This window comes from Citrobacter sp. RHB36-C18, from assembly GCF_013814485.1.
Classification (GTDB): domain Bacteria; phylum Pseudomonadota; class Gammaproteobacteria; order Enterobacterales; family Enterobacteriaceae; genus Citrobacter; species Citrobacter braakii.
In genome coordinates, this window is the sequence record NZ_CP057125.1 from 1,139,323 (window position 1) to 1,159,039 (window position 19,717).

A 19,717-nucleotide genomic window follows, 5' to 3' on the forward strand; every position below is an offset into this window, starting at 1 on the left:
ACCTGATAAGCGAAGCGCCACCGGGCATTGATTACCCGCAGAGCAGAGGGACTCAAGTGTGGTGGAGAATGCCACTCTTAACGTAGTCACAGTATCGTCACTGTAATGAAATGAAGAACTTAAGGTGAACGGAACCCTTTCTCTGAGAGAGCATTGAGAATCCCTGGGAGTTAATAAACTTATCCCAGGGATAATCACGTACGAGGGCAGGGAATCAGCGCCGTGTTTTGAATCGCGCCAGCATGTTTTCTACGAGAACAAAGAACAGCGGAACAAAGTAGATCGCCAGCACTGTCGCGGCCAGCATCCCACCAATAACACCCGTACCGACGGCATTTTGCGCGCCAGAGCCCGCGCCGTTGCTTATTGCCAGAGGGATAACCCCTAAGATAAAGGCCAGTGACGTCATCAAAATAGGGCGTAAGCGCATTTGCGCGGCCTCTACTGCGGCTTCAAGCGGCGTTTTTCCTTCCTTTTGCATGATCTCGACGGCGAACTCGACGATCAAAATGGCATTTTTAGCCGAGAGCCCCATGGTGGTGAGCAGGCCTACCTGGAAGTAAACATCATTGCTCAGGCCGCGCAAGTCGGTCGCCAGCAAAGCGCCGACCACCCCGATTGGCACAACCAGCATTACCGAGAACGGTATCGACCAGCTTTCATACAGTGCCGCCAGTGCCAGAAACACGACGATCAGCGAAATGCCGTACAGCATTGGTGCCTGGTTTGTGGACAGCGCCTCCTGATAAGACAGACCGGTCCAGGCATAGCCGACGCCCGCAGGCAGTTTATTTATCAGCGATGCCATAAATTTCATCGCATCGCCGCTGCTTTTCCCTTCGACCGGCTGGCCCAGAATTTCCATTGCAGGCTGACCGTTGTAGCGTTCAAGGCGGGGAGAACCGTAGGTCCATTCGGTGGATGAGTAGGCCGAAAGCGGCGTCATAGCGCCGGAGGCATTACGTACGTACCAGTGATTAATATTATCCGGCAACATACGGAACGGCGTATCGGCCTGGACATACACTTTTTTAACGCGTCCCTGGTTCAGGAAATCATTGACATAGCGACTACCGAACGCCGTGGAGATGGTCTGATTAATATCCGATAATGCAACGCCCATGGCTTCTGCCTTCGTGGCGTTGACATGAATGCGGAACATCGGTGTATCTTCCAGACCATTCGGGCGCACCCCGTCGACCTCACCGGACGACTGGTTGGCCAGCGCCAGAAGCTCGTTTCGGGCCTGCATCATTTTTTCATGCCCAAGGTTACCGTTATCCAGCAGTTCCATGTCAAACCCTGAAGCCGTCCCCAGTTCTGCAACTGCGGGTAAATTAAACGGATAAACGACGGCATTATTGATGGTGCTTAAGGCCATCATCGCCCGTCGAATAATGGCGGTAACTGAGTTTTCTTCACCAACGCGTTCTGACCACGGTTTAAGGCTGATAAACGCCAGACCGTTGTTTTGCCCCTGGCCGCTGAAACCAAATCCGCCTACGGTGAAAACCGAAGCGACATTTTTCTGTTCTTTCGTCAGGTAGTAATCCGTTATTTCCCCGAGCACTTTGCTGGTGTTCACCATCGTTGAGCCCGAAGGCAATTGCGCGGTGGTCATGAATACCCCCTGGTCTTCTTCAGGCAAAAAGGAGGTCGGGGTACGTAGAAACAGCACAATCATGCCCGCGCCAATCACTAAGTACACGACCATATAACGGCCTGTGCAACGTAGCAGTTTACGGGTGCTGTCCGTGTAGTGCTGAGTACATTTCTCCATGAAGTGATTGAAACGGGTAAACAGAAAATGTGTGTTTGCTTTTTCTCCCTCGTGGGATTTCAACAGCATGGCGCAGAGTGCTGGCGTCAGGCTCATCGCCACAAACACCGACAGCAGCATGGAGGAGATTAAGGTGATAGAAAACTGACGGAAAATTTCACCGGTTGCTCCGCTCATAAATGCCATCGGCATAAATACGGCGGATAACACAACGGCAATACCGACCAGCGCTCTCTGCAACTGGCCCATCGCTTTGTGGGTCGCCGCTTTTGGTGACAAGTGTTCTTCGGCAATAATGCGTTCTACGTTCTCAACCACCACGATGGCATCATCGACTAACAACCCTATCGCCAGCACCATGCCAAACATCGTGAGCGTATTAATCGAAAAACCCGCGATGTCGAGTATCGCAAAGGTGCCAAGGATCACTACCGGAACGGCGATTGTGGGAATAAGCGTTGCGCGGAAACTTTGCAAAAACAGATACATGACGAGGAATACCAGAATGATTGCCTCAATCAAAGTATGAAAAACCCCCTGAATCGAAATTTCGATAAACGGAGTGGTGTCATAGGGATAAACGGTTTTCATGCTGGCCGGAAACCAGGCCGATAATCTGTTCAGCTCCTGTTTGACTGCCTGGGATGTTTCCAGGGCATTCGCGCCAGCGGCAAGTTTAATTGCAATCCCGGCGGCGGGTTTTCCATTGTAGCGTGCAACCGTTGCATAATTTTCCGCACCCAGCTCAATTCGCGCGACATCGCGCAGCAGAACCTGGGAACCATCTTGCTGAACTTTAAGGAAGATCTTGCCAAATTCATCGGTAGTTTGCAGGCGCGTCTGGACGATTATCGACGCATTTAGCTGCTGATCGGCTGACTGAGGCATGCCTCCCAACTGCCCGCCCGATATCTGGTTGTTCTGAACTTTGAGCTGGGTAATGACGTCCTGAGGTGTGAGGTTATACTTGTCGAGCTTTTGCGGATCCAGCCAGATACGCATGGCGTATTGCGAACCGAATAACTGTACGCTCCCCACCCCGGCAGTGCGGCTTATTGGGTCTTTGATGTTCGAGGCCACATAGTCGGCAATATCATATTGGCTCAGGCTGTTATTATCAGAGATAAAGCCGGCGACCATCAAAATATTGCTGCTGGATTTATCAACACTGATCCCTTGCTGCTGTACTTCCTGCGGTAAAGAGGGCATCGCCAGCTGCAGTTTATTCTGTACCTGAACCTGCGCAATATCGGGTGACGTGCCCGTTTTGAAAGTCAGGATAATCGACGCATTACCTGCCGCATCGCTGGTGGATGACATATACATCAGGCCATCAAGACCATTCATATTCTGTTCAATCACCTGAGTTACGGAGTCTTCAACGGTCTTTGCGTCTGCCCCTGGGTAGGCAGCGCTGATGGTAATGGTTGGGGGAGCAATTTGTGGATACTGGGCGATCGGCAGGTTCATTATCGCGATACCGCCCGTAAACATCATGATAATGGCGAGCACCCAGGCGAAAACCGGGCGCTCAATAAAAAAGTTGGCCATGAAGAAAGTGTCCTTAATACCTGAAATATTACTGTTCAGTTCCCGCGTCAGGAGTGGTCAGTTTTGAAGGGAGGACCCGGGCTTTGATTCCCGGACGAATTCTTTGTAATCCGGACACAATGACCCGATCGCCGGGGCGTAATCCTGCGGTCACCAGCCATTGATTGCCAACGGCCTTCACGGCGTTTATTTCGCGCAGTTGCACCACGTTTTGCTGGTCAAGGATCAGCGCGGTGGCTTTTCCTTGTTCGTTATGCGTAATCCCTTGTTGGGGGACCATCAAAACATTCTGCTGGCTGCCTTCGTCCAGCAACGCCGTGACATACATGCCGGGTAAAATTTCACCTTCAGGATTGGGGAACACGGCGCGCAAAGTCACCGATCCGGTGGTCTCATCGACGGCGGGATCGGAAAACTCAAGCGTACCGGTATGGCGATAGGGTTTGCCGTTTTCCAGCATCAGCTCAACAGGAATTTTGCCTTGTTGCTGGGCAATTTTGCCGTTGGCTTTCTCTTCTTTCAGGCGTAAGAAATCTTGTACTGACTGTGTTAAATCAACATAAATCGGATCCAGCCGCTGAACGGTGACCAGCGCGTTTTCCTGATTTGCGGTGACCAGGGCACCCACGGTTACGGAGGATTTACCGCTGATGCCATCAATCGGTGAGGTGACATTAGCGTAACGAAGGTTGATGGTGGCCTGCTCAAGATCCGCTTTGGCGACGGCGACATTGGCTTCTGCTTCATTAAGCTGTGAGCGTGTCGTGTCGTAGTCCTGGCGGCTGACGTAATTGGATTTTATTAACGCTGACTGCCGATTTAATGTCAGACGCATATTATTGGCCGTCGCCAGTGCCTTTGCCAGCGCGCCTTTGGCTGAATCCAGTCGTGCCTGCAGCGGGGCAGGATCTATTTGATACAGTGACTCTCCTTTGCTGACTTTATCACCTTCAATAAAGTTGCGTTTTATGATGATCCCACCAACCTGAGGGCGGATTTCGGCGATCTCGAATGAAACCGCGCGACCTGGAAGTTCACTTTTAATATTCACTGAAGAGGGCGCTAAGGTAACAACGCCGACCTCGGGCTCCATCGCGGTGGTTTTTACTGTAGGTTTATTATCGCAGGCGGTGATGATGACGCTACTAAAAAATAATGGTATCAACAGTAAGCATTTTCTGTTCATAGTAATCCCTGAATAAATCGTAAACACCAATGTTCTTTTATTACAGGCAGGGTGGAAGAGTTATCGGTAAATAACAAAAGATGCTCAGGCATGAGATGGCTAAAGCCCATTTTTTCGCTCAAGTGTTAGCGGGTAAAATTATATGTAACAGGAAGAGTGCGTGCTAAGTGAAGGATCTCATGAAGCAGGATGGCGCAATAAGGTCAACGCGGGGTGATGTGGTGGGTGTTTGTCAGTACCCGACTCCGGAATATATTCGCGCCATCTTACTACAGAGATTATTTCACTAGCTCCGGAGTTGCCTGAGTTACTGTATTAGCGTAATAGGGGGCGCCCCACATGGGTTCAGGCCAGAACGCGCCATAGCCGTAATCCCACATATTATAGGTGGTGTTGACTGACTCCGTTAAATGCCAAACTTGAATGCCTTGTAAATCAACTTTAACAAAGTTGTACGGGACTTTGTTGATGAATCCTGGTTCATCTCCTTGAATTGTCCCCAAAATAGTAACGAAATGGTTTCTGTAGTTTACCGGATCGAGAAAACCTTTCTGCTGGGCAAGAATACGCCCCTGATAGCTCGCGTCTATTTGCGGTTTAGCATAGTTGTTCAGTGGCAGAACGGCGATTTCCAGTAATGTATCCGTTTTGGTGTTAATCACATTGATAACTTTACCCCCAAAGCGGGCCTGCTGACCGGTATATAATCCCGGTTGGTTATGCACGGAGATAAAGTTTTTTTGTATATCTGGTTGATTATTACCTTTGATATTCTCAGGAATTGAAGCACATGACGCCAGGGTGAAAGCAAGGGCAACAATTATCAACCCTTTTGTTTTTTTCATTTTACTTTCCTGCTAAAAAAAGACAGGCCAATAATAACCCTTTGCTCATTATTGTCAGCAAACGTGCCGTTGATTATCTAAAATTAATATTATTGTAGCTTATGGTAATAACAGGCTGTATTTTCCCTGGTCGCTGGATGAGGGCGAAAGTGTGTGGCGACAGGGAAAGCGATTTACTGTCGCCACACGTGGAGTCAGGGCCAATGCGTTACCGTGCCCTGCTCTGGTTTAGCCAGGCGGGTAGGCAATCCTGGATTACGGCACATTACTACGATTTACTAACGCAGACGTTCGTTGGCGAAAAGGTATTGCCTAACAGGTAGGCATTATTAATTTTATATATTTGCGCACGCTTACTGGGTGTGAACGGGTCATAGATATTATGGATAAACATCTCATCCGACACGTTATCCAGACTGTGTTTACTCATTTTCACGTCTTGCAGAAAAACGACGCCTTTATCTTTTATCCGATAATTAAAACTGACGGAGCGTTGCAGGATAAGGCGACGTCCTGGGCGGTTGTCTGCCAGTGGGGTTGTGGTAATAATCCCTGAGAAATCAATGACGCCAGTGTTATCTGTTTGCAACTGGATCATCAGGCTACCATCGTATTTCCCACCCCCGGGCAGTTCGGGTAGTGAAAGTGTGGAGACGCAATGCACGCTTATTCCCTGATTGACTGGAATGAGGGTGATTCCATTCGCGCTTAACAAGGCGCTGACAGCGACCAGAACGGCCGCTCCTGCAAGTAATATCTTGGTTTTATATTTAGTATTCATGGATATAAAGGTCCTTGCATCCAGCAAACTTTGTTTTTTCTGCATTATTGAAAGTACAGCGGGATAAAAATATGCGACCTTTTTCGCCGTAGACGTACAGATCGTCAGGCTGGAAAATAAACAATGCGCCAGCCAGACACTTCAGGTGTAAATCAGCCATTTTTTTGGCTTTTTCAAGTTTCGCAGTTGCCACTTCTCGTGAGCTTTCAAAAACGGTATAGACCGGACAGAGGTCGATATTGCCAAGTTTATACAACTGCACGACGGGAAGGTGGTTTTGAGTGCTGTTAAACAATGTGTTGACTGGGTAAAGAAGCATGAATAATGAGACACCCCCAGCTGCAAGCAGCATCATTTTTACGCGTTTTGACAGGGAAGGTGTGGCTTTTGCGGGAGTGAGGGACGCCGCGGAAACCAAAGGCGGTTCCTCTATGGTGGTTACCAATCCTTCAGCGATGAAAAAGCCGACCCGTGGTACGGTTTGAATAATCTCGTGTTCACAACCGAGCTCCTGTAATCCTTTACGAATCAAAGAAATATACTGGCTTAATGAGTTGTTTGAGGCTTGCAGACCATTTTTGTCCCAGACATTCGTAAACATCTCTTCTCTCGAGACTACTTTCCCTTCCTGCTCGAGGAGATAGGTGAAGATCCTGTTTGCGGTAATAGACAGGGTGAGTGAGTTGTCCGACGGACTCAGACTCGCCAAAACGCCATCATCAGTCCTAAATGTAACTTCATTGTTAATTAGATATTTCATTTTTTCATCATTAACAGGGTATTACGTAATTATAAACCATAGTGGTATTTCTTCTTCACTACAGTATCGTGAGAGGTGACAGGGCCGAGGCAGGAGGAGGGGCATTTTAGCATTATAAAATATCCCCTCTGGCATAAAAAACTATGAAATTGTTCATTTTAAGTATAAATACCTGCTTCACTCTGCTTAAATTATAAGAGTGCTACTATTTTCAGATAGACCATTATAATCATTCGCCGGTTTGAGAACTGCGTAGTTCTGAGTCTCTGGTTGATTTACAAATTGTCAGTAACTTTAGTAAGTGGCATTTTTATAATGAGTAAACGAAAAGTTACTTAAGTAAAATAATCTAAAAATAGTATGGTATCAAGCGTCTTAAACAACAATTAGAAAGGCTTTGATATTTTTCACTTATTACATTCAACCCCTGGCGGTACAGATGCCGCGGAACTTGCTTATCGTGAGGTGTGTTTTCGACTGACTGAAATCCCTGTTTCTCGCAGTTATAATTTAAGTAACTCAAATGGGTTATGTTTTTCAATATAACCCATGCAATAAGATTTCTCTTATAAGTTGTTTGTTGTTTAAGAGCTGTGATTATAAATGTTTTTACGGGGTATGAAATAAATTAATATGCGTTTTATTTAATTTGAAATGTTTGTTTATTGTGTCGAAAATTAGTTCATCATATTACATTCTTTATGCAATTCATTAACAGTTGCTTATGTGTTCCTGTAATAGTGTCGATATTTAAATCTATAATTATTTATCTTTTTAGATAAAACATCTATAAATTGCAAATTTATCAGTATAAATAGATTGGTTGTTGATGCGGTAATACCATTCGTCATGTACAGATCGCTCAATGTTTCAGCGGAAAAAACTCCAGAGAAGAGGTATCTGACCGCTGGGTAATTATGAGCATCCCATAATGCTATGTGACCACGAATTTTTCCCAAGAAGGGTATTCGTGGAATTATTCGGAATGGTAATGATGAACAAGATTTTTAAAGTGGTATGGAGTGTTTCGCACTCTTGCGCGGTTGTTGTTTCTGAACTGGCAAAACGTTGTGGTGCTTCTGTGGAAACCAATAGTTCTGCTCGCATTGAATCTGGAACGCATAAATTTAATATTTCAAGAATTGCGCTAAGTATAATAGGTGCCGTACTGGCTACGCATTCAATATATGCTTTTGCCGCTGACTACGTCTTGCCTGATTACTTACCGTCGACTAACGCTAATGGCGCAGGGCAACTTGTTGTCGGTGACGGTGAAAACATGAATATTATCACCGGTACTAAAGGATATGGCAGCATTGCCTCTGGTGCATCGGGCTTTAAAACGATGACTATTCAGCAGGCAATGGATAATGGTTATATTTCGTCAGGTAGTGAAAATATAAATCTGACGCAGACGACTTTAGGTGGTCGTACCCACAGCATTCAATACGTTGACCCCATCACCGGGGCTTCGCGTACAGTCCAGGTGTATGACAGCGATAATTTTGCCTCTACCAGCGTTGGCGATCTGACGACTTATCTGGGGGTCAGCGTCGGTGATGGGCAGTATGTGAATATGAAGCTGGCGACAGTGACATCAGGCGGCACGCTTGATGTGAATGTTGGTTCAACGGAAAGCGGCTGGGCATCGAACTCGGCAAATATCTTCAATGCTGTCACCAAGGTCTCTGGAGTTTATAACGTTGAGAGCAGCGCCAGTGACACTAAAGACGCGGTACTGAATTACAACGCCAAAACCATCGTGCAAAGCGGTAACGTTGGTAATGTCGCGAAAAATACCGGTAAAGATTATAACTTTGATACCGCAACCTATAACGGCACCTTCTCCAGCGCGCTTGGCGAGTATACGGTTAATAATCTTGATGATTTAAAAAACTACAATGATGCTCTGGTGAAAGCCGTAGAGGCTGGGCAACTTTCGCCCACGGACTACGAAGCTGAGCTTCATAAAGCCTATACCACGGAACAGAAAAACATTCACTTCGACACCAATATCCCGGATGGCGATGCGGTGTTGCAGGCTGCGAATCGTGATGTGAACAGTTTTATTAAAGCTTCCGGTGCGCGCTCTGTCGTCAATATTTCTGCTGATGCCAATATTCAGGCGGTTTTTAGCGATACCTCCGTGGTGACGCTGACCGACGGAGCCACCCTCAATAACAACGGCACACTGGGGGTTGCCGCCGGTGCAGCCGGTGGTGATTATGTCGTTTCAGCGCGTGATAGCATCGTAAATAACAATGGAATTATTGATGCGGGTACCAGTCTTGATGTGAAAAATGCGTGGGTTGGCGCCCATACCGGGATTCTCGCGACCGGGACGACAAAGGTACAGAACGACGGCGTCATCAACCTTGCCTCGCATCAGGATATCTATAACGCCTATGGCGTGCTGATGAATGACACGGCGACCTTTATTAATAACGGAGTAATGAATATTGCCACCGGAGGTGAGCCTGCGAAATCTGCCGATGGTGTCTATACCTACGGCGTGTTTGTTCAACGTAATGCAGTGGCTACTAATAACGGGACGCTCTACATCGGACGCACTGCACAAGCGGTAAAAGATGAGGCGAGCAGTGACGTTCGGGTCACTCTTCCGGCCATTGGTATGTTTGTGAAGAGTGGAACCATCAATAACACCGGGAACATCACGATCGGAGAAAAAGTCGAGAATGCTGTTGCCATTCAGGCAAACGGCAGTGCGTCTCCTGGTGCAATCAACGTTACCCAGGACGGCGTCATTGACATCAATGGCATCGGCTCAGCGCAAAATATTGGCCTGATGGGGATTAACGGTGCAAAAGGGCTGGTAAACAGCGGCACGATTAACCTCAATGGGTACAGCGCCAGCGGTATTGAACTGCAGGGAGGGAGTCAGGCGCTTCATTCGGGCACGATAAATATCACCAATGGTAGTACCACGGATAATACATTAAAAAATATTGGTGCCTGGGTCGAGGGGACCGGGTCTCAACTCACGATGAGTGGGAGTGTGAATCTTGCTGCTGATAACGCCATTGGTCTGCACGTTCGTGACGGCGGAGTTATCGATATTACCGATACGGGCAAAGTCTCATTTACCAGTGGTAAAAACCAGATTGGCTATTTTATTTATGGTGAAGGTTCAAAAGTAAACGCCTCCTCTACCAATACGCAAGATGTCTCGACTGAAGGGTCAACATTATATCGCATAGAAGGTGGTGCGACTTTTGATGGCAGCGGGTCGTCTGGTACGACAATGACGGCATCAGGCACCGACAGCACTATTCTGCAGGTGACCGGGACGGGGAGCCATTTTGATTCCGGCTCGCAATCGCTGAGTATCACGGGTGACGGCGCGACCGGGATTCGGGTTGAAGGCGGAGCGGATGGGGTTATCACCAAAGACGCGGTGATCGTGAAACTTTCCGGTAAAGACACCACCGCCGGGATTGTGGACGGTAATTATTATGACTTGTCCGGGAATGTCGATGAGAATCAGAAAGGTGACTCAATCCTGACCAGTTACGCCACGCTGAATACCAGCAATACGGCGGATGGTGCTTTCGGCTACATCGCCCGCAACGGCGGTACGCTCAACCATAAAGGCAGCATCGACTTTGACCAGGCGGGCAGCACAGGCGTGCTGGTTTCCGGTGGTTCGTTGAATAACGACGGCGACATCAAGGTTAATGGCGTGGCGGTCAGCATCGAAGGCGCTGATTCCGTTGTGAACAACAATGCGACGGTTACCGCGACGGATGGCACCGCAGCCTATCTCGTGGGCAATGATGCGTCATTAAGTTTGACGGGTTCGGGAGAAACCAAAGCATCGGGAGACGCGCACGGTATCTTGTTGGCCGCCGGTGCGAAAGGTCTGCTGGTCGATGGAGCCATCATCACGATGGACAGTACGGGTAAAGGAAGCGCGATTGAAAACGTCGCCAACATTGCGGGTATCCAGCTAAAAGATACAACTATCAGTGTGGGGAATGGAATCGGTATTCATACCGGAGCATCCCTGGCGCAGACCAACTCCGGAACGATTAATGTTACGGGGAGCGGTACGGGGATCCTGTTTGAAAATATCGACGGCAGCGAAACGAATCAAACGCTGGATATGTCTGACTCGCGCGATCTGGTTATCAATGTTGAGCAGGCTGCGGGTAAAGGGATCGTCACCAATGCGTCAACCGACCTGAAAACGGGCGTCAGCGTTAACGTACTCGACGCTAACGGTGGTGAAGCGTTGATTGTCGGTGGCACGACCAAAAATGTTGAACAGGCCGGTGAGTTGACATCGAAATCGACCAGCCACGCGGTGGTGAATGTTGATAACGGTTCCCTGGAAACGTTTATTAATAAAGGCGTTATTAAAGCGCTGGATGCGTCGCAAAAAGCGGTAGAAATGCTCTCGGGGGCAGGCATCGCGTTTACTAACGCGGCGGGAGCCAGCATTGTTGGTCAGGTTAACCTGATGAGCGGTGATAACACCGTTACGCTGGAGTCTGGCAGTACCGCAACCGACATCAAGACGGGCAGCGGTAACGATCTGTACCTACTGAAAGATGTCAAAGAGACAGAAACCTCGCTGTTTACCAGCCTCAATGGTGGTGATGGGGAGGATACACTTCAGTTGAATAACGCACAGTACATCCTCAATCACGCCGATGCTATTACCGGCATGGAGCATATCGATCTGACTGCTGGTTCAGTATTTACCGTTAATAATGTTGATTTTGCGTTGGGTGATAACCAAAACGATGCGACCGGTACGGGTTACAACATTGATACGACCAGCACCTTGTCGCTGAATTCTGACGCTGCGCTGGCTTTTAATAGCCATCTGGCGGGAACCGGAACTGTCGCCGTTGATGCCAGCGGTAATGCGTTTGATTTTACCAGCAACAATGCGGCAGATGGATTCAACGGTACGCTGGCGCTAACGAACAGCACCTTTGAGCTGGCTGGATTAAATACTCAGGCGCTGAGCCAGGCAACATTAAATGTAGGCGAGGGGAACGTCACCCACGTGGGGTCCGGTGAGCAAAATATCGGAGGCCTGGCGTTTAACGGCGGCACCGTCAGCTTTGACGGGGTGACGCCGGGGCAGAGCAGTTCCGAAGGAACAATTCATGCTGGCGCGATGGATCTCTCCGGACGCGGAACCGTGCAGGTTGATACCGGCACGATTACGAACGATCGTCCGCTGGCTGATACCACGCTATCTCTTCTTGAGCAGGACGATGCGCAGTCCCTGATTCAACTGGCAACATCTGATTCTTCCGTCACCGGCGGTGCGGGCAATCTGACGCTGACCGATAGCAATGGCAATATCATCAGCGATGGGGTTGAAGCCGGTATCAGCCAAAATGGCGAGATTGTTGCGAATGGAACCTATGATTATCGCCTCACCGGAGGGGATAACGATGATGGACTGTACATTAGCTATGGTCTGACACAAGTCGAACTGCTCGCATCCGGAGACAATGCACTGGTCCTGGATGCGAACGGAAAAACCGGTAATGCCGCAGATCTGAGCGCTCGCGTGACTGGCAGTGGCGATCTGGCGTTTGACAGCGCCAAAGGCCAGACGGTATCGCTGTCGAATATGGATAACGATTACACCGGTATCACCGATATGCGCAGCGGCAACCTGCTGATGAAAAACGATAATGTTCTGGGACAGACCGGTGAACTACGTCTGGCCGCCGATACCGGTTTTGACATGAATGGTCATAGCCAGACTGTCGGTAAGCTGACGGCGGGGGCTGACTCACTGCTGAACATCAATGGCGGTAGCCTGGCCCTGGAGCAGGGCGGAACAGCCGATGGAATATTGACCGGAAGCGGCGCGTTAAACATCAATGGCGATACGCTGACCATCACCGGTGAAAACAGCACGCTGACGGCAAAAACGACCATTGCAGAAGGCGCACGCGTGCTGATGAACACGACGCTGGGTCTCGGCACGGGCGATATTGTGGCGGCGGGAACGCTGACGATGAATAAGGCGGCAGGTGTACTTTACAACAGCATCAGCGATGCCGGACGGATTGAACTTACCGAAAGCGATGTCGCGCTGGTGGGCAATAATAGTGCCTTTACGGGACAATTTGCTATTGATGCGGATTCCCGGCTCACCGCGTTCACCGCAGAAAATCTGGGCAGCGCAGAGGTGCGCAATAGCGGTTCACTGGTGCTGGACAGTCATACCGACTGGCAGCTTAATAACGACGTTTATGGTAGCGGCGACGTGACCAAGCTGGGAGCCGGATCCATTACTGTCGGTGATAACGCCGCCTGGACGGGGAAAACGGATATTGAGCAGGGCGGCCTGGTTCTGGGTGACGGCACATCTCCCGTCACGCTTGCCAGTACCGAGGTCAACATAGCTACGGCGGGGATGCTCTCGGGCGTAGGGGGAGTCGCAGGTAATGTGAATAACGCCGGTGTGCTGCAGGTGGGTACCGGGACCGGTGACAACCTCCTGTTCACTGTAGAGGGAAACCTGGTTAACAGCGGTATCCTCGCAACCGGTGTGAATGGTCAGCAGGCCGGTAATCAACTGGTGGTCAATGGCAATTACACGGGTAATGATGGTCATCTTTCCTTAAACACTGCGCTGGGGGATGACAATTCCGTTACGGATAAGCTGGTGGTGAAAGGTGATACCAGTGGCACTACTTCTGTCAGCGTCACTAACGCCGGTGGGAAAGGTGCCGCAACGATTGATGGTATCGAAGTTATCCATGTTGATGGCGTATCGGACGGTGAGTTTATTCAGGCTGGCCGTATTGTGGCGGGGGCATATGACTACAGCCTTGGACGTGGTCAGGATGAAAACAGCGGCAACTGGTATCTGACCAGCGGTAAAACCAACCCCGATCCGCAGCCAAACCCGGATCCGGATCCCGATAAAGATCTGCGTCCGGAAGGCGGCAGCTACACGGCTAACCTGGCGGCAGCCAACAACATGTTCGTCACCCGTTTGCACGATCGTCTGGGCGAAACGCAGTATATCGATGCCCTCACCGGCGAGCAGAAAGTCACCAGCATGTGGATGCGCCACGTCGGTGGGCACAACAACTGGCGTGACGGTAGCGGCCAGTTGAAAACCCAGAGCAACCGTTACGTATTGCAACTGGGGGGCGACATTGCGCAATGGAGCCAGAATGGGCTTGATCGCTGGCACCTTGGCGTGATGGCGGGCTACGGTAACGATCACAGCAATACCCAGTCTTCACGCACGGGCTATCGTTCAAAAGGCTCAGTGAATGGCTACAGCACCGGTGTTTATGCCACGTGGTATGCCAATGATGCGTCGCATAACGGCGCCTGGCTGGACAGCTGGGCTCAGTACAGCTGGTTTGATAACAATGTTAAAGGCGATGACCTGCAAGGCGAATCGTACAAATCGAAAGGGGTTACCGCTTCGCTGGAAATGGGATATGCCCAAAAAATGGGCGAGTTTGCCGGCAGTCACGGAACGCTGAACGAATGGTACATACAACCTCAGGCGCAGGCAGTCTGGATGGGAGTGAAGGCGAACGACCATCGTGAAAGTAACGGTACCCGTATCACCAGCAACGGTAATGGTAATGTGCAGACCAGACTGGGCCTGAAAACCTGGATTAAGAGCCATCACCAGATGGATAACGCTAAAGAACGTGAATTCCAGCCGTTTGCCGAGCTGAACTGGCTGCACAATTCACGCGATTTCAGTACGACCATGGATGGCGTGAATGTTCGCCAGGATGGAGCGAAAAATATTGCCGAGGTAAAAGTGGGTGTGGAGGGACAGGTGAGTCCTCGTCTTAATCTGTGGGGCAATATCGGGGTTCAGGCTGGCGACAAAGGGTATAACGACAGCGCTGCGATGGTAGGTGTGAAATGGAACTTCTAAGCTGATTCTACCGGGCAAGTTCAGCCAGACTGGCGCATGTCAGTCTGGCCATTTCCTCCTGAAATAATCTCAAAAAGCGTCCTTCGGGGCGCTCTGTTCAACAACACGAGTTAATCATGTCTGTAACCAAGAAAATCACACCCATCATGCTGGTGTTGCTTTTTCTTCTGGCCGGTGTGCTGACGTCATGGCAGCAATGGGATAGAGAGGGACAACTTGTCAGAGAACACGCGATAAATAGCCTGGTCGAAGAAATCGATACGATATTTGACGACGTAAATACACTGGCTGTGTTAGCCAGCGCACATATACAAGAGAATTGCACTGACGATCTGCTACGAAAATTGCGTCTTCTTACGGCGTCTGGCGAGAAGATTCGTTCAGTCAGTATCATCAGGAACGGTGAGTGGAACTGCTCTTCTCTTGAAGGTCGAGAGTCGCCGGGGATTATTTCCAATGGAACGACTACACACTCACTGATGATTGAACAGATTTATCGGCTGAACACGGAGATGTATATAATCTATTTTCCGTTTCAGGGGCAGGTGGTGGCTGTTGCAGTATATAAAGCGGCGATCGATAAAATTCTTATGGATTTTGCCCGTAAAGAAAAAATTGATGTGCATTTTTTATTGTATCCAGAAAAACATCCTTTCGTGCAGATGGCCTCGCAAAACTATCCTTTCTGGATTGTGACGGATTCACAGGATGGCATTGCGGATTATGTGCGGGATAATCATTATCTTCTTATTTTATTTGTGGTTCTGTCTTTGCTGTTATATTTGCACTTACGCCGGGCGCAGCGGATATCACCGATAAAAATACTGCAGCGTGCGATTAATAATGATGAATTTATTCCGTTTTATCAGCCCGTCGTTGAACTCGCTTGCGGAAAAATCGTCGGGGCTGAAGTCCTTGTTCGCTGGAATCACCCTGAGCAGGGAATTATTCCCCCTAACGAATTTATCCACACGGCTGAACATAGCGGCTTGATCAATGTGCTGACGCTGAAATTGTTGACGCAGGTAGAGGTTGATATGCGGTGCCTTAGGGCTCAGTGTGATATACCATTTCATATCGGTATTAACGTACCTCCACTTTCACTGGAGGATCATGAATTTACCGATGCCACTATCGCCTTTATTCAGCGGATGAACTTGTTTCATATTGGCGTAATGCTGGAAATCACCGAACGGCAGCAGAATCTGATCCGTGAAAGTGTTCTGAGGCGCCTGAAAGAGGCAGGCGCTGCGCTAGCCCTGGATGACTTTGGGACCGGATATTCTAACTATGCTGCGCTGCAACGCATTTCGCCGCGGTTCTTGAAAGTTGATAAGATGTTTATCGACTCACTGGGTAAAGGCGGCGTGAGTGATACTATCATCAGCAATATTGTTCACCTGTCTGAACTGGCCAGGATCCCACTGGTGGCGGAAGGAATAGAAAGTGAAGAACAGATGGAGAGGCTGCGACGGATTAACGTTAGCTTTGGGCAGGGGTATCTGTTCAGTAAACCAATACCCTTTAATACGTTTCTACGTTTATTATAAGGATTGCTAATAATAAAAAACCGCGAAAGCGGCTTTTTATTATTGAATGGCTGGAAGATTACTCGCTGACTTTTTTCTCAACGGAGGCAGCACCTTCTTTGGTCTTATTCCAGCCTTTCTCGGTACCTTCTTTTGTTGCATTCCAACCTTTTTCAGTACCTTCTTTGGTTGTATTCCAGGCTTTTTGTGAGCCTTCACTCACTTTACTGCTCAGGTCATCTTGTTTACCTTCTGCAGCATGTTTTGCTTTTAACTGTTGCTCTTCGCCCTGATTCTGCGCCTGATGCAGTTTTTCTTTTGCGGTATTAGCATTTTCGTGTGCGGCGGCTACATCATTATCAGTTGCGTGTGTCGTCGCGGCAATAACGGGAGAAGCCAGCAGAATTGCAGATAATGCGATAATTGTCTTTTTCATAATATCCTCGCTTAGCGTTATAAGTTATTAGCGTGATTAAGCATGGCACACGAACGAAGCGCTGGCTTTAGGAAAAAACTGTAAGTGCTGATAACGGTATTTATCCATTTTGTGCAGCTGGGAGCGATCAATACGGTAATTTTGTGGTGGGGCAAAAAGACGCATTCAGTGTTAGGTTAAATAATAAGTGGTTGTCGTTATTAAGCGTGGACATATTAAGTATGTGTAAGTCTCCCTGCAAAACGAACCATCAACTTTTAGAGAGTCTCTGGCATACAGCGGACAGGCTAACTGGGCTAAAGGTCTTCTATGAGGTGTGAGTTCAACGGGTTGATGCAACGCTACCCTTAATCCAGGGGGAAGTTCAACTTAAGCGTGTACGCTTACTTTGTACTAAGATGCTTATCGAACAGATGCTTTAAGATTTTGTCTCAGAATCAAGATGGATTTATCAACATGACCAGAACAGAAAGGCTTCTCGAACTACTACAGATATTAAGGGCGCAAAGATATCCGATCACTGCATCCACTCTCTCTGAAAGATTAGGAATAAGTGTGCGCTCCCTTTACAGAGATATAAAAACGCTACAGCATCAAGGCGTGTGCATTGAAGGTGGTGCTGGAATTGGCTATATCATTAAGTCTGACTTTCATTTGCCACCCTTAAACCTTTCTCATGAAGAAATCAATGCTATTACGCTTGGGTTAAATTGGGTATCTCATAATACGGATTATGATTTTAAAAATACCGCAAGGAATGCACTTGCCAAAATCCACGCTGTCATTCCCGGTGAATTAAAAAATCTTATTGAGAGTCAATCTTATCTGATCGGCCCTTCAGAAAATAATGAGGTTTTTTTTGAAGACATCCGCAATGCTATTAAAAAGCGCAAGAGAATCCAAATAAAGTATTGTGACAAGAAAGATACTTACTCTTCTCGAGTCATATGGCCCATCGGATTGGTATATATGGAGTCATGCTGGCTTTTGGTTGCATGGTGTGAGATGAGAAATGATTTTCGTCATTTTAGAACTGACAAAATTGAAGAAATAGTACAACTGGGTTCCATATATAGTGAAAGCAGGACAGTTTTATTGAAAAAATGGAGAATAAAAGAAGGAATCTGCGAGGAGAAAGAATACTGACAAAAACTGTCACAGCTAATTTGTATACTAACCCAGATGAAAGACTCAATTCGACTTCATAGGGTGAATTATGAATTTCCAGAATAAAGTTGCTGTCATAACAGGAAGTACTGCAGGTATAGGTGAGGCAGTCGCAGAGCAATTACACAAACATGGAGCTAAGGTCGTTATTGTCTCCCGCTCGTCAGAGCAGGCTAAACAAAAAGCGAAACGATTATCTTCACAGGGACAACAAGCGCTGGGGATCGGATGTGATGTGTCACAGCCCGAACAAGTACGGCAAATGATAGATGAAGTTATCAAAAATTTCGGCAGACTTGATTGTGCTGTAAATAACGCAGGCTTAACAGGTGAACATGGTAAAAACATAACCGAGCAGACGGTTGAAAACTGGGATAAGGTCATTGCCACCTCATTGAGCGGCGTTTTTTACTGCCTAAAATATGAAATACCTGAGATGATGAAATTTGGTGGCTCTATAGTTAATTTATCTGCAGTAAATGGTCTGGTTGGCATTCCTGGATTAGCACCTTACACCGTGGCTAAGCATGGTATAATCGGTTTAACCAAAACCGCAGCGCTAGAGTTTGCATGTCAAGGCATTCGAATCAATGCAGTCGCTCCGGGCTATGTCCAAACCCCACGAATGAGTGAATTTCCAGAAAATATCGTACGTAGTTTCGCAAATAGCCACCCTATGAAAAGGATGGCAAAAATGCAAGAAATAGCAGACTTCATTCTGTTTTTGCTGTCAGACAATTCAGGGTTCTGTACCGGAGGAGTATATCCAATCGATGGTGGTTATTTAGCAGAGTAAAATTCCTCTAAAGCGTCAGAATATAGAGTTAACTCTTGTGTTGTAGGGCTAGTGATAACAATATTTCCAGTCTGGATTAACAAGAGTATGGATGATCGGCTCTCCATTGGTCCATTCATCATGCTATTAATAACTTCCGCTGCTGGCACGTAGTGGCCGGTCCGTTACGTGAGGGTCACCTCGGAGATTGTCACGCTGATTCTGCCAGTTGTCGCTGCAGGACCTGCAGGCCGGTTCCCTCCCAAGCTGCAGCCGAGCCGACCACATACAGGTTTTTCTTGGCGCCTGAGACGGCTACATTGATTATGTTTGGCAGATTCGATTTCTTTAACGGATAGAGGTTTGGTTTGTCTTGCCATTGTCGGGTTTCCATAGTTTTAGGCACCTCAAAAACAATAAAGCTTTATGAGGTGCCTAACAAGGTGCCTAAAAGGTTCGGATTTAATTAGTTCTCTTCGGACTTCGCGGGACAAATTCAAGGCACAAAAAAGCCCGCAGGGCTTGCGCCGTGCGGGCTCTTAGGACTTCATCGGATGACTCTGGTAATCACCGATGGAGAATTTTGGTGGAGCTGGCGGGAGTTGAACCCGCGTCCGAAATTCCTACATCCTCGGTACTACATGCTTAGTCAGTCTTTACATTCGCCTGGCACCTGCGGACAGACACGCCACTACCAGACTAGCCTGATTAGATTTAACGCTTCAACCCCAGGCAGGGCCTCCACGCGATCTCTTTTGGGTTTGACCTCTCTTTGATCCCCGTCTTAAGAGCGGAAGCTAGGGAGAGAGGGCTCAGAGCAGGTTATTAAGCTGCTAAAGCGTAGTTTTCGTCGTTTGCGACTATTTTTTTGCGGCTTTTTACGAGGCCAACCGCCCCTCGGCATGCACCTTGGGTTTCGCGAATCCCGTCGAATCCAGAATCAGCCCCAATGTGTTAGAGCAAGTATAACAGACTTGTGACACGCGTGACCAGCCCCC

General features: G+C 48.2%; 11 protein-coding genes and 1 other RNA gene. 4 read left to right on the plus strand and 8 right to left on the minus strand.

Annotated elements, in window-relative coordinates; all coding sequences use genetic code 11:
* Positions 1-214: 214 nt before the first annotated feature.
* The 5 genes from HVZ52_RS05455 to HVZ52_RS05475 all read right to left on the minus strand — a co-directional run bounded on the left by HVZ52_RS05455 (position 215) and on the right by HVZ52_RS05475 (position 6,903).
* Positions 215-3,331, minus strand: coding sequence for an efflux RND transporter permease subunit (locus tag HVZ52_RS05455; RefSeq protein ID WP_049040330.1), 3,117 nt, complete (start codon positions 3,329-3,331; stop codon positions 215-217).
* Positions 3,332-3,359: 28 nt separating this feature from the next.
* Positions 3,360-4,517: an efflux RND transporter periplasmic adaptor subunit gene (locus tag HVZ52_RS05460; protein ID WP_181598968.1), complete on the minus strand. Its 1,158-nt coding sequence runs from the start codon at positions 4,515-4,517 to the stop codon at positions 3,360-3,362.
* Between the two features lie 278 nt (positions 4,518-4,795).
* On the minus strand, positions 4,796-5,362 hold the full coding sequence (locus tag HVZ52_RS05465; RefSeq protein WP_181598969.1) for a Slp family lipoprotein: 567 nt from the start codon (positions 5,360-5,362) through the stop codon (positions 4,796-4,798).
* A gap of 268 nt (positions 5,363-5,630) precedes the next feature.
* Positions 5,631-6,143: a hypothetical protein gene (locus HVZ52_RS05470; RefSeq protein ID WP_016157248.1), complete on the minus strand. Its 513-nt coding sequence runs from the start codon at positions 6,141-6,143 to the stop codon at positions 5,631-5,633.
* Complete coding sequence (locus HVZ52_RS05475; RefSeq protein ID WP_016154092.1) at positions 6,133-6,903, minus strand: winged helix-turn-helix domain-containing protein; 771 nt, start codon at positions 6,901-6,903, stop codon at positions 6,133-6,135. The genes HVZ52_RS05470 and HVZ52_RS05475 overlap by 11 nt, the downstream gene beginning before the upstream one ends.
* 994 nt (positions 6,904-7,897) lie before the next feature.
* Between HVZ52_RS05475 and HVZ52_RS05480 the strand changes: the two genes are divergently transcribed.
* The gene (locus HVZ52_RS05480) at positions 7,898-14,812 is read left to right on the plus strand and encodes an autotransporter outer membrane beta-barrel domain-containing protein (RefSeq protein WP_249417958.1); all 6,915 of its coding nucleotides are present in this window, start codon (positions 7,898-7,900) and stop codon (positions 14,810-14,812) included.
* Between the two features lie 116 nt (positions 14,813-14,928).
* On the plus strand, positions 14,929-16,362 hold the full coding sequence (locus HVZ52_RS05485) for an EAL domain-containing protein (protein ID WP_077249782.1): 1,434 nt from the start codon (positions 14,929-14,931) through the stop codon (positions 16,360-16,362).
* 58 nt (positions 16,363-16,420) lie between these two features.
* Here HVZ52_RS05485 and HVZ52_RS05490 read toward each other — a convergent pair whose 3' ends face one another.
* A complete protein-coding gene (locus HVZ52_RS05490; RefSeq protein WP_016157245.1) occupies positions 16,421-16,777 on the minus strand; it encodes a hypothetical protein in 357 nt (118 codons plus the stop codon).
* Positions 16,778-17,233: 456 nt separating this feature from the next.
* On the opposite strand from HVZ52_RS05490, the gene HVZ52_RS05495 reads away from it, so the two are divergent.
* Together HVZ52_RS05495 and HVZ52_RS05500 are read left to right on the plus strand one after the other, a co-directional pair.
* A complete protein-coding gene (locus HVZ52_RS05495; protein WP_075847593.1) occupies positions 17,234-17,923 on the plus strand; it encodes a YafY family protein in 690 nt (229 codons plus the stop codon).
* Between the two features lie 70 nt (positions 17,924-17,993).
* On the plus strand, positions 17,994-18,740 hold the full coding sequence (locus HVZ52_RS05500) for an SDR family NAD(P)-dependent oxidoreductase (RefSeq protein WP_016157243.1): 747 nt from the start codon (positions 17,994-17,996) through the stop codon (positions 18,738-18,740).
* A gap of 190 nt (positions 18,741-18,930) precedes the next feature.
* Here the strand turns inward: HVZ52_RS05500 and HVZ52_RS05505 are convergent, their stop codons facing one another.
* Together HVZ52_RS05505 and ssrA are read right to left on the minus strand one after the other, a co-directional pair.
* A complete protein-coding gene (locus HVZ52_RS05505) occupies positions 18,931-19,113 on the minus strand; it encodes a hypothetical protein (protein WP_181598971.1) in 183 nt (60 codons plus the stop codon).
* A gap of 190 nt (positions 19,114-19,303) precedes the next feature.
* Positions 19,304-19,667: a transfer-messenger RNA gene (ssrA, locus tag HVZ52_RS05510) on the minus strand.
* Positions 19,668-19,717 lie beyond the last annotated feature (50 nt).

Bases quoted from the DNA above. Each gene is read 5' to 3' on its own strand.
- HVZ52_RS05460 (WP_181598968.1), bottom strand. From the start codon at position 4,517: ATGAACAGAAAATGCTTACTGTTGATACCATTATTTTTTAGTAGCGTC.
- HVZ52_RS05455 (WP_049040330.1), bottom strand. From the start codon at position 3,331: ATGGCCAACTTTTTTATTGAGCGCCCGGTTTTCGCCTGGGTGCTCGCC.
- HVZ52_RS05480 (WP_249417958.1), top strand. From the start codon at position 7,898: ATGAACAAGATTTTTAAAGTGGTATGGAGTGTTTCGCACTCTTGCGCG.
- HVZ52_RS05505 (WP_181598971.1), bottom strand. From the start codon at position 19,113: ATGGAAACCCGACAATGGCAAGACAAACCAAACCTCTATCCGTTAAAG.
- HVZ52_RS05475 (WP_016154092.1), bottom strand. From the start codon at position 6,903: ATGAAATATCTAATTAACAATGAAGTTACATTTAGGACTGATGATGGC.
- HVZ52_RS05500 (WP_016157243.1), top strand. From the start codon at position 17,994: ATGAATTTCCAGAATAAAGTTGCTGTCATAACAGGAAGTACTGCAGGT.
- HVZ52_RS05465 (WP_181598969.1), bottom strand. From the start codon at position 5,362: ATGAAAAAAACAAAAGGGTTGATAATTGTTGCCCTTGCTTTCACCCTG.
- HVZ52_RS05470 (WP_016157248.1), bottom strand. From the start codon at position 6,143: ATGAATACTAAATATAAAACCAAGATATTACTTGCAGGAGCGGCCGTT.
- HVZ52_RS05490 (WP_016157245.1), bottom strand. From the start codon at position 16,777: ATGAAAAAGACAATTATCGCATTATCTGCAATTCTGCTGGCTTCTCCC.
- HVZ52_RS05495 (WP_075847593.1), top strand. From the start codon at position 17,234: ATGACCAGAACAGAAAGGCTTCTCGAACTACTACAGATATTAAGGGCG.
- HVZ52_RS05485 (WP_077249782.1), top strand. From the start codon at position 14,929: ATGTCTGTAACCAAGAAAATCACACCCATCATGCTGGTGTTGCTTTTT.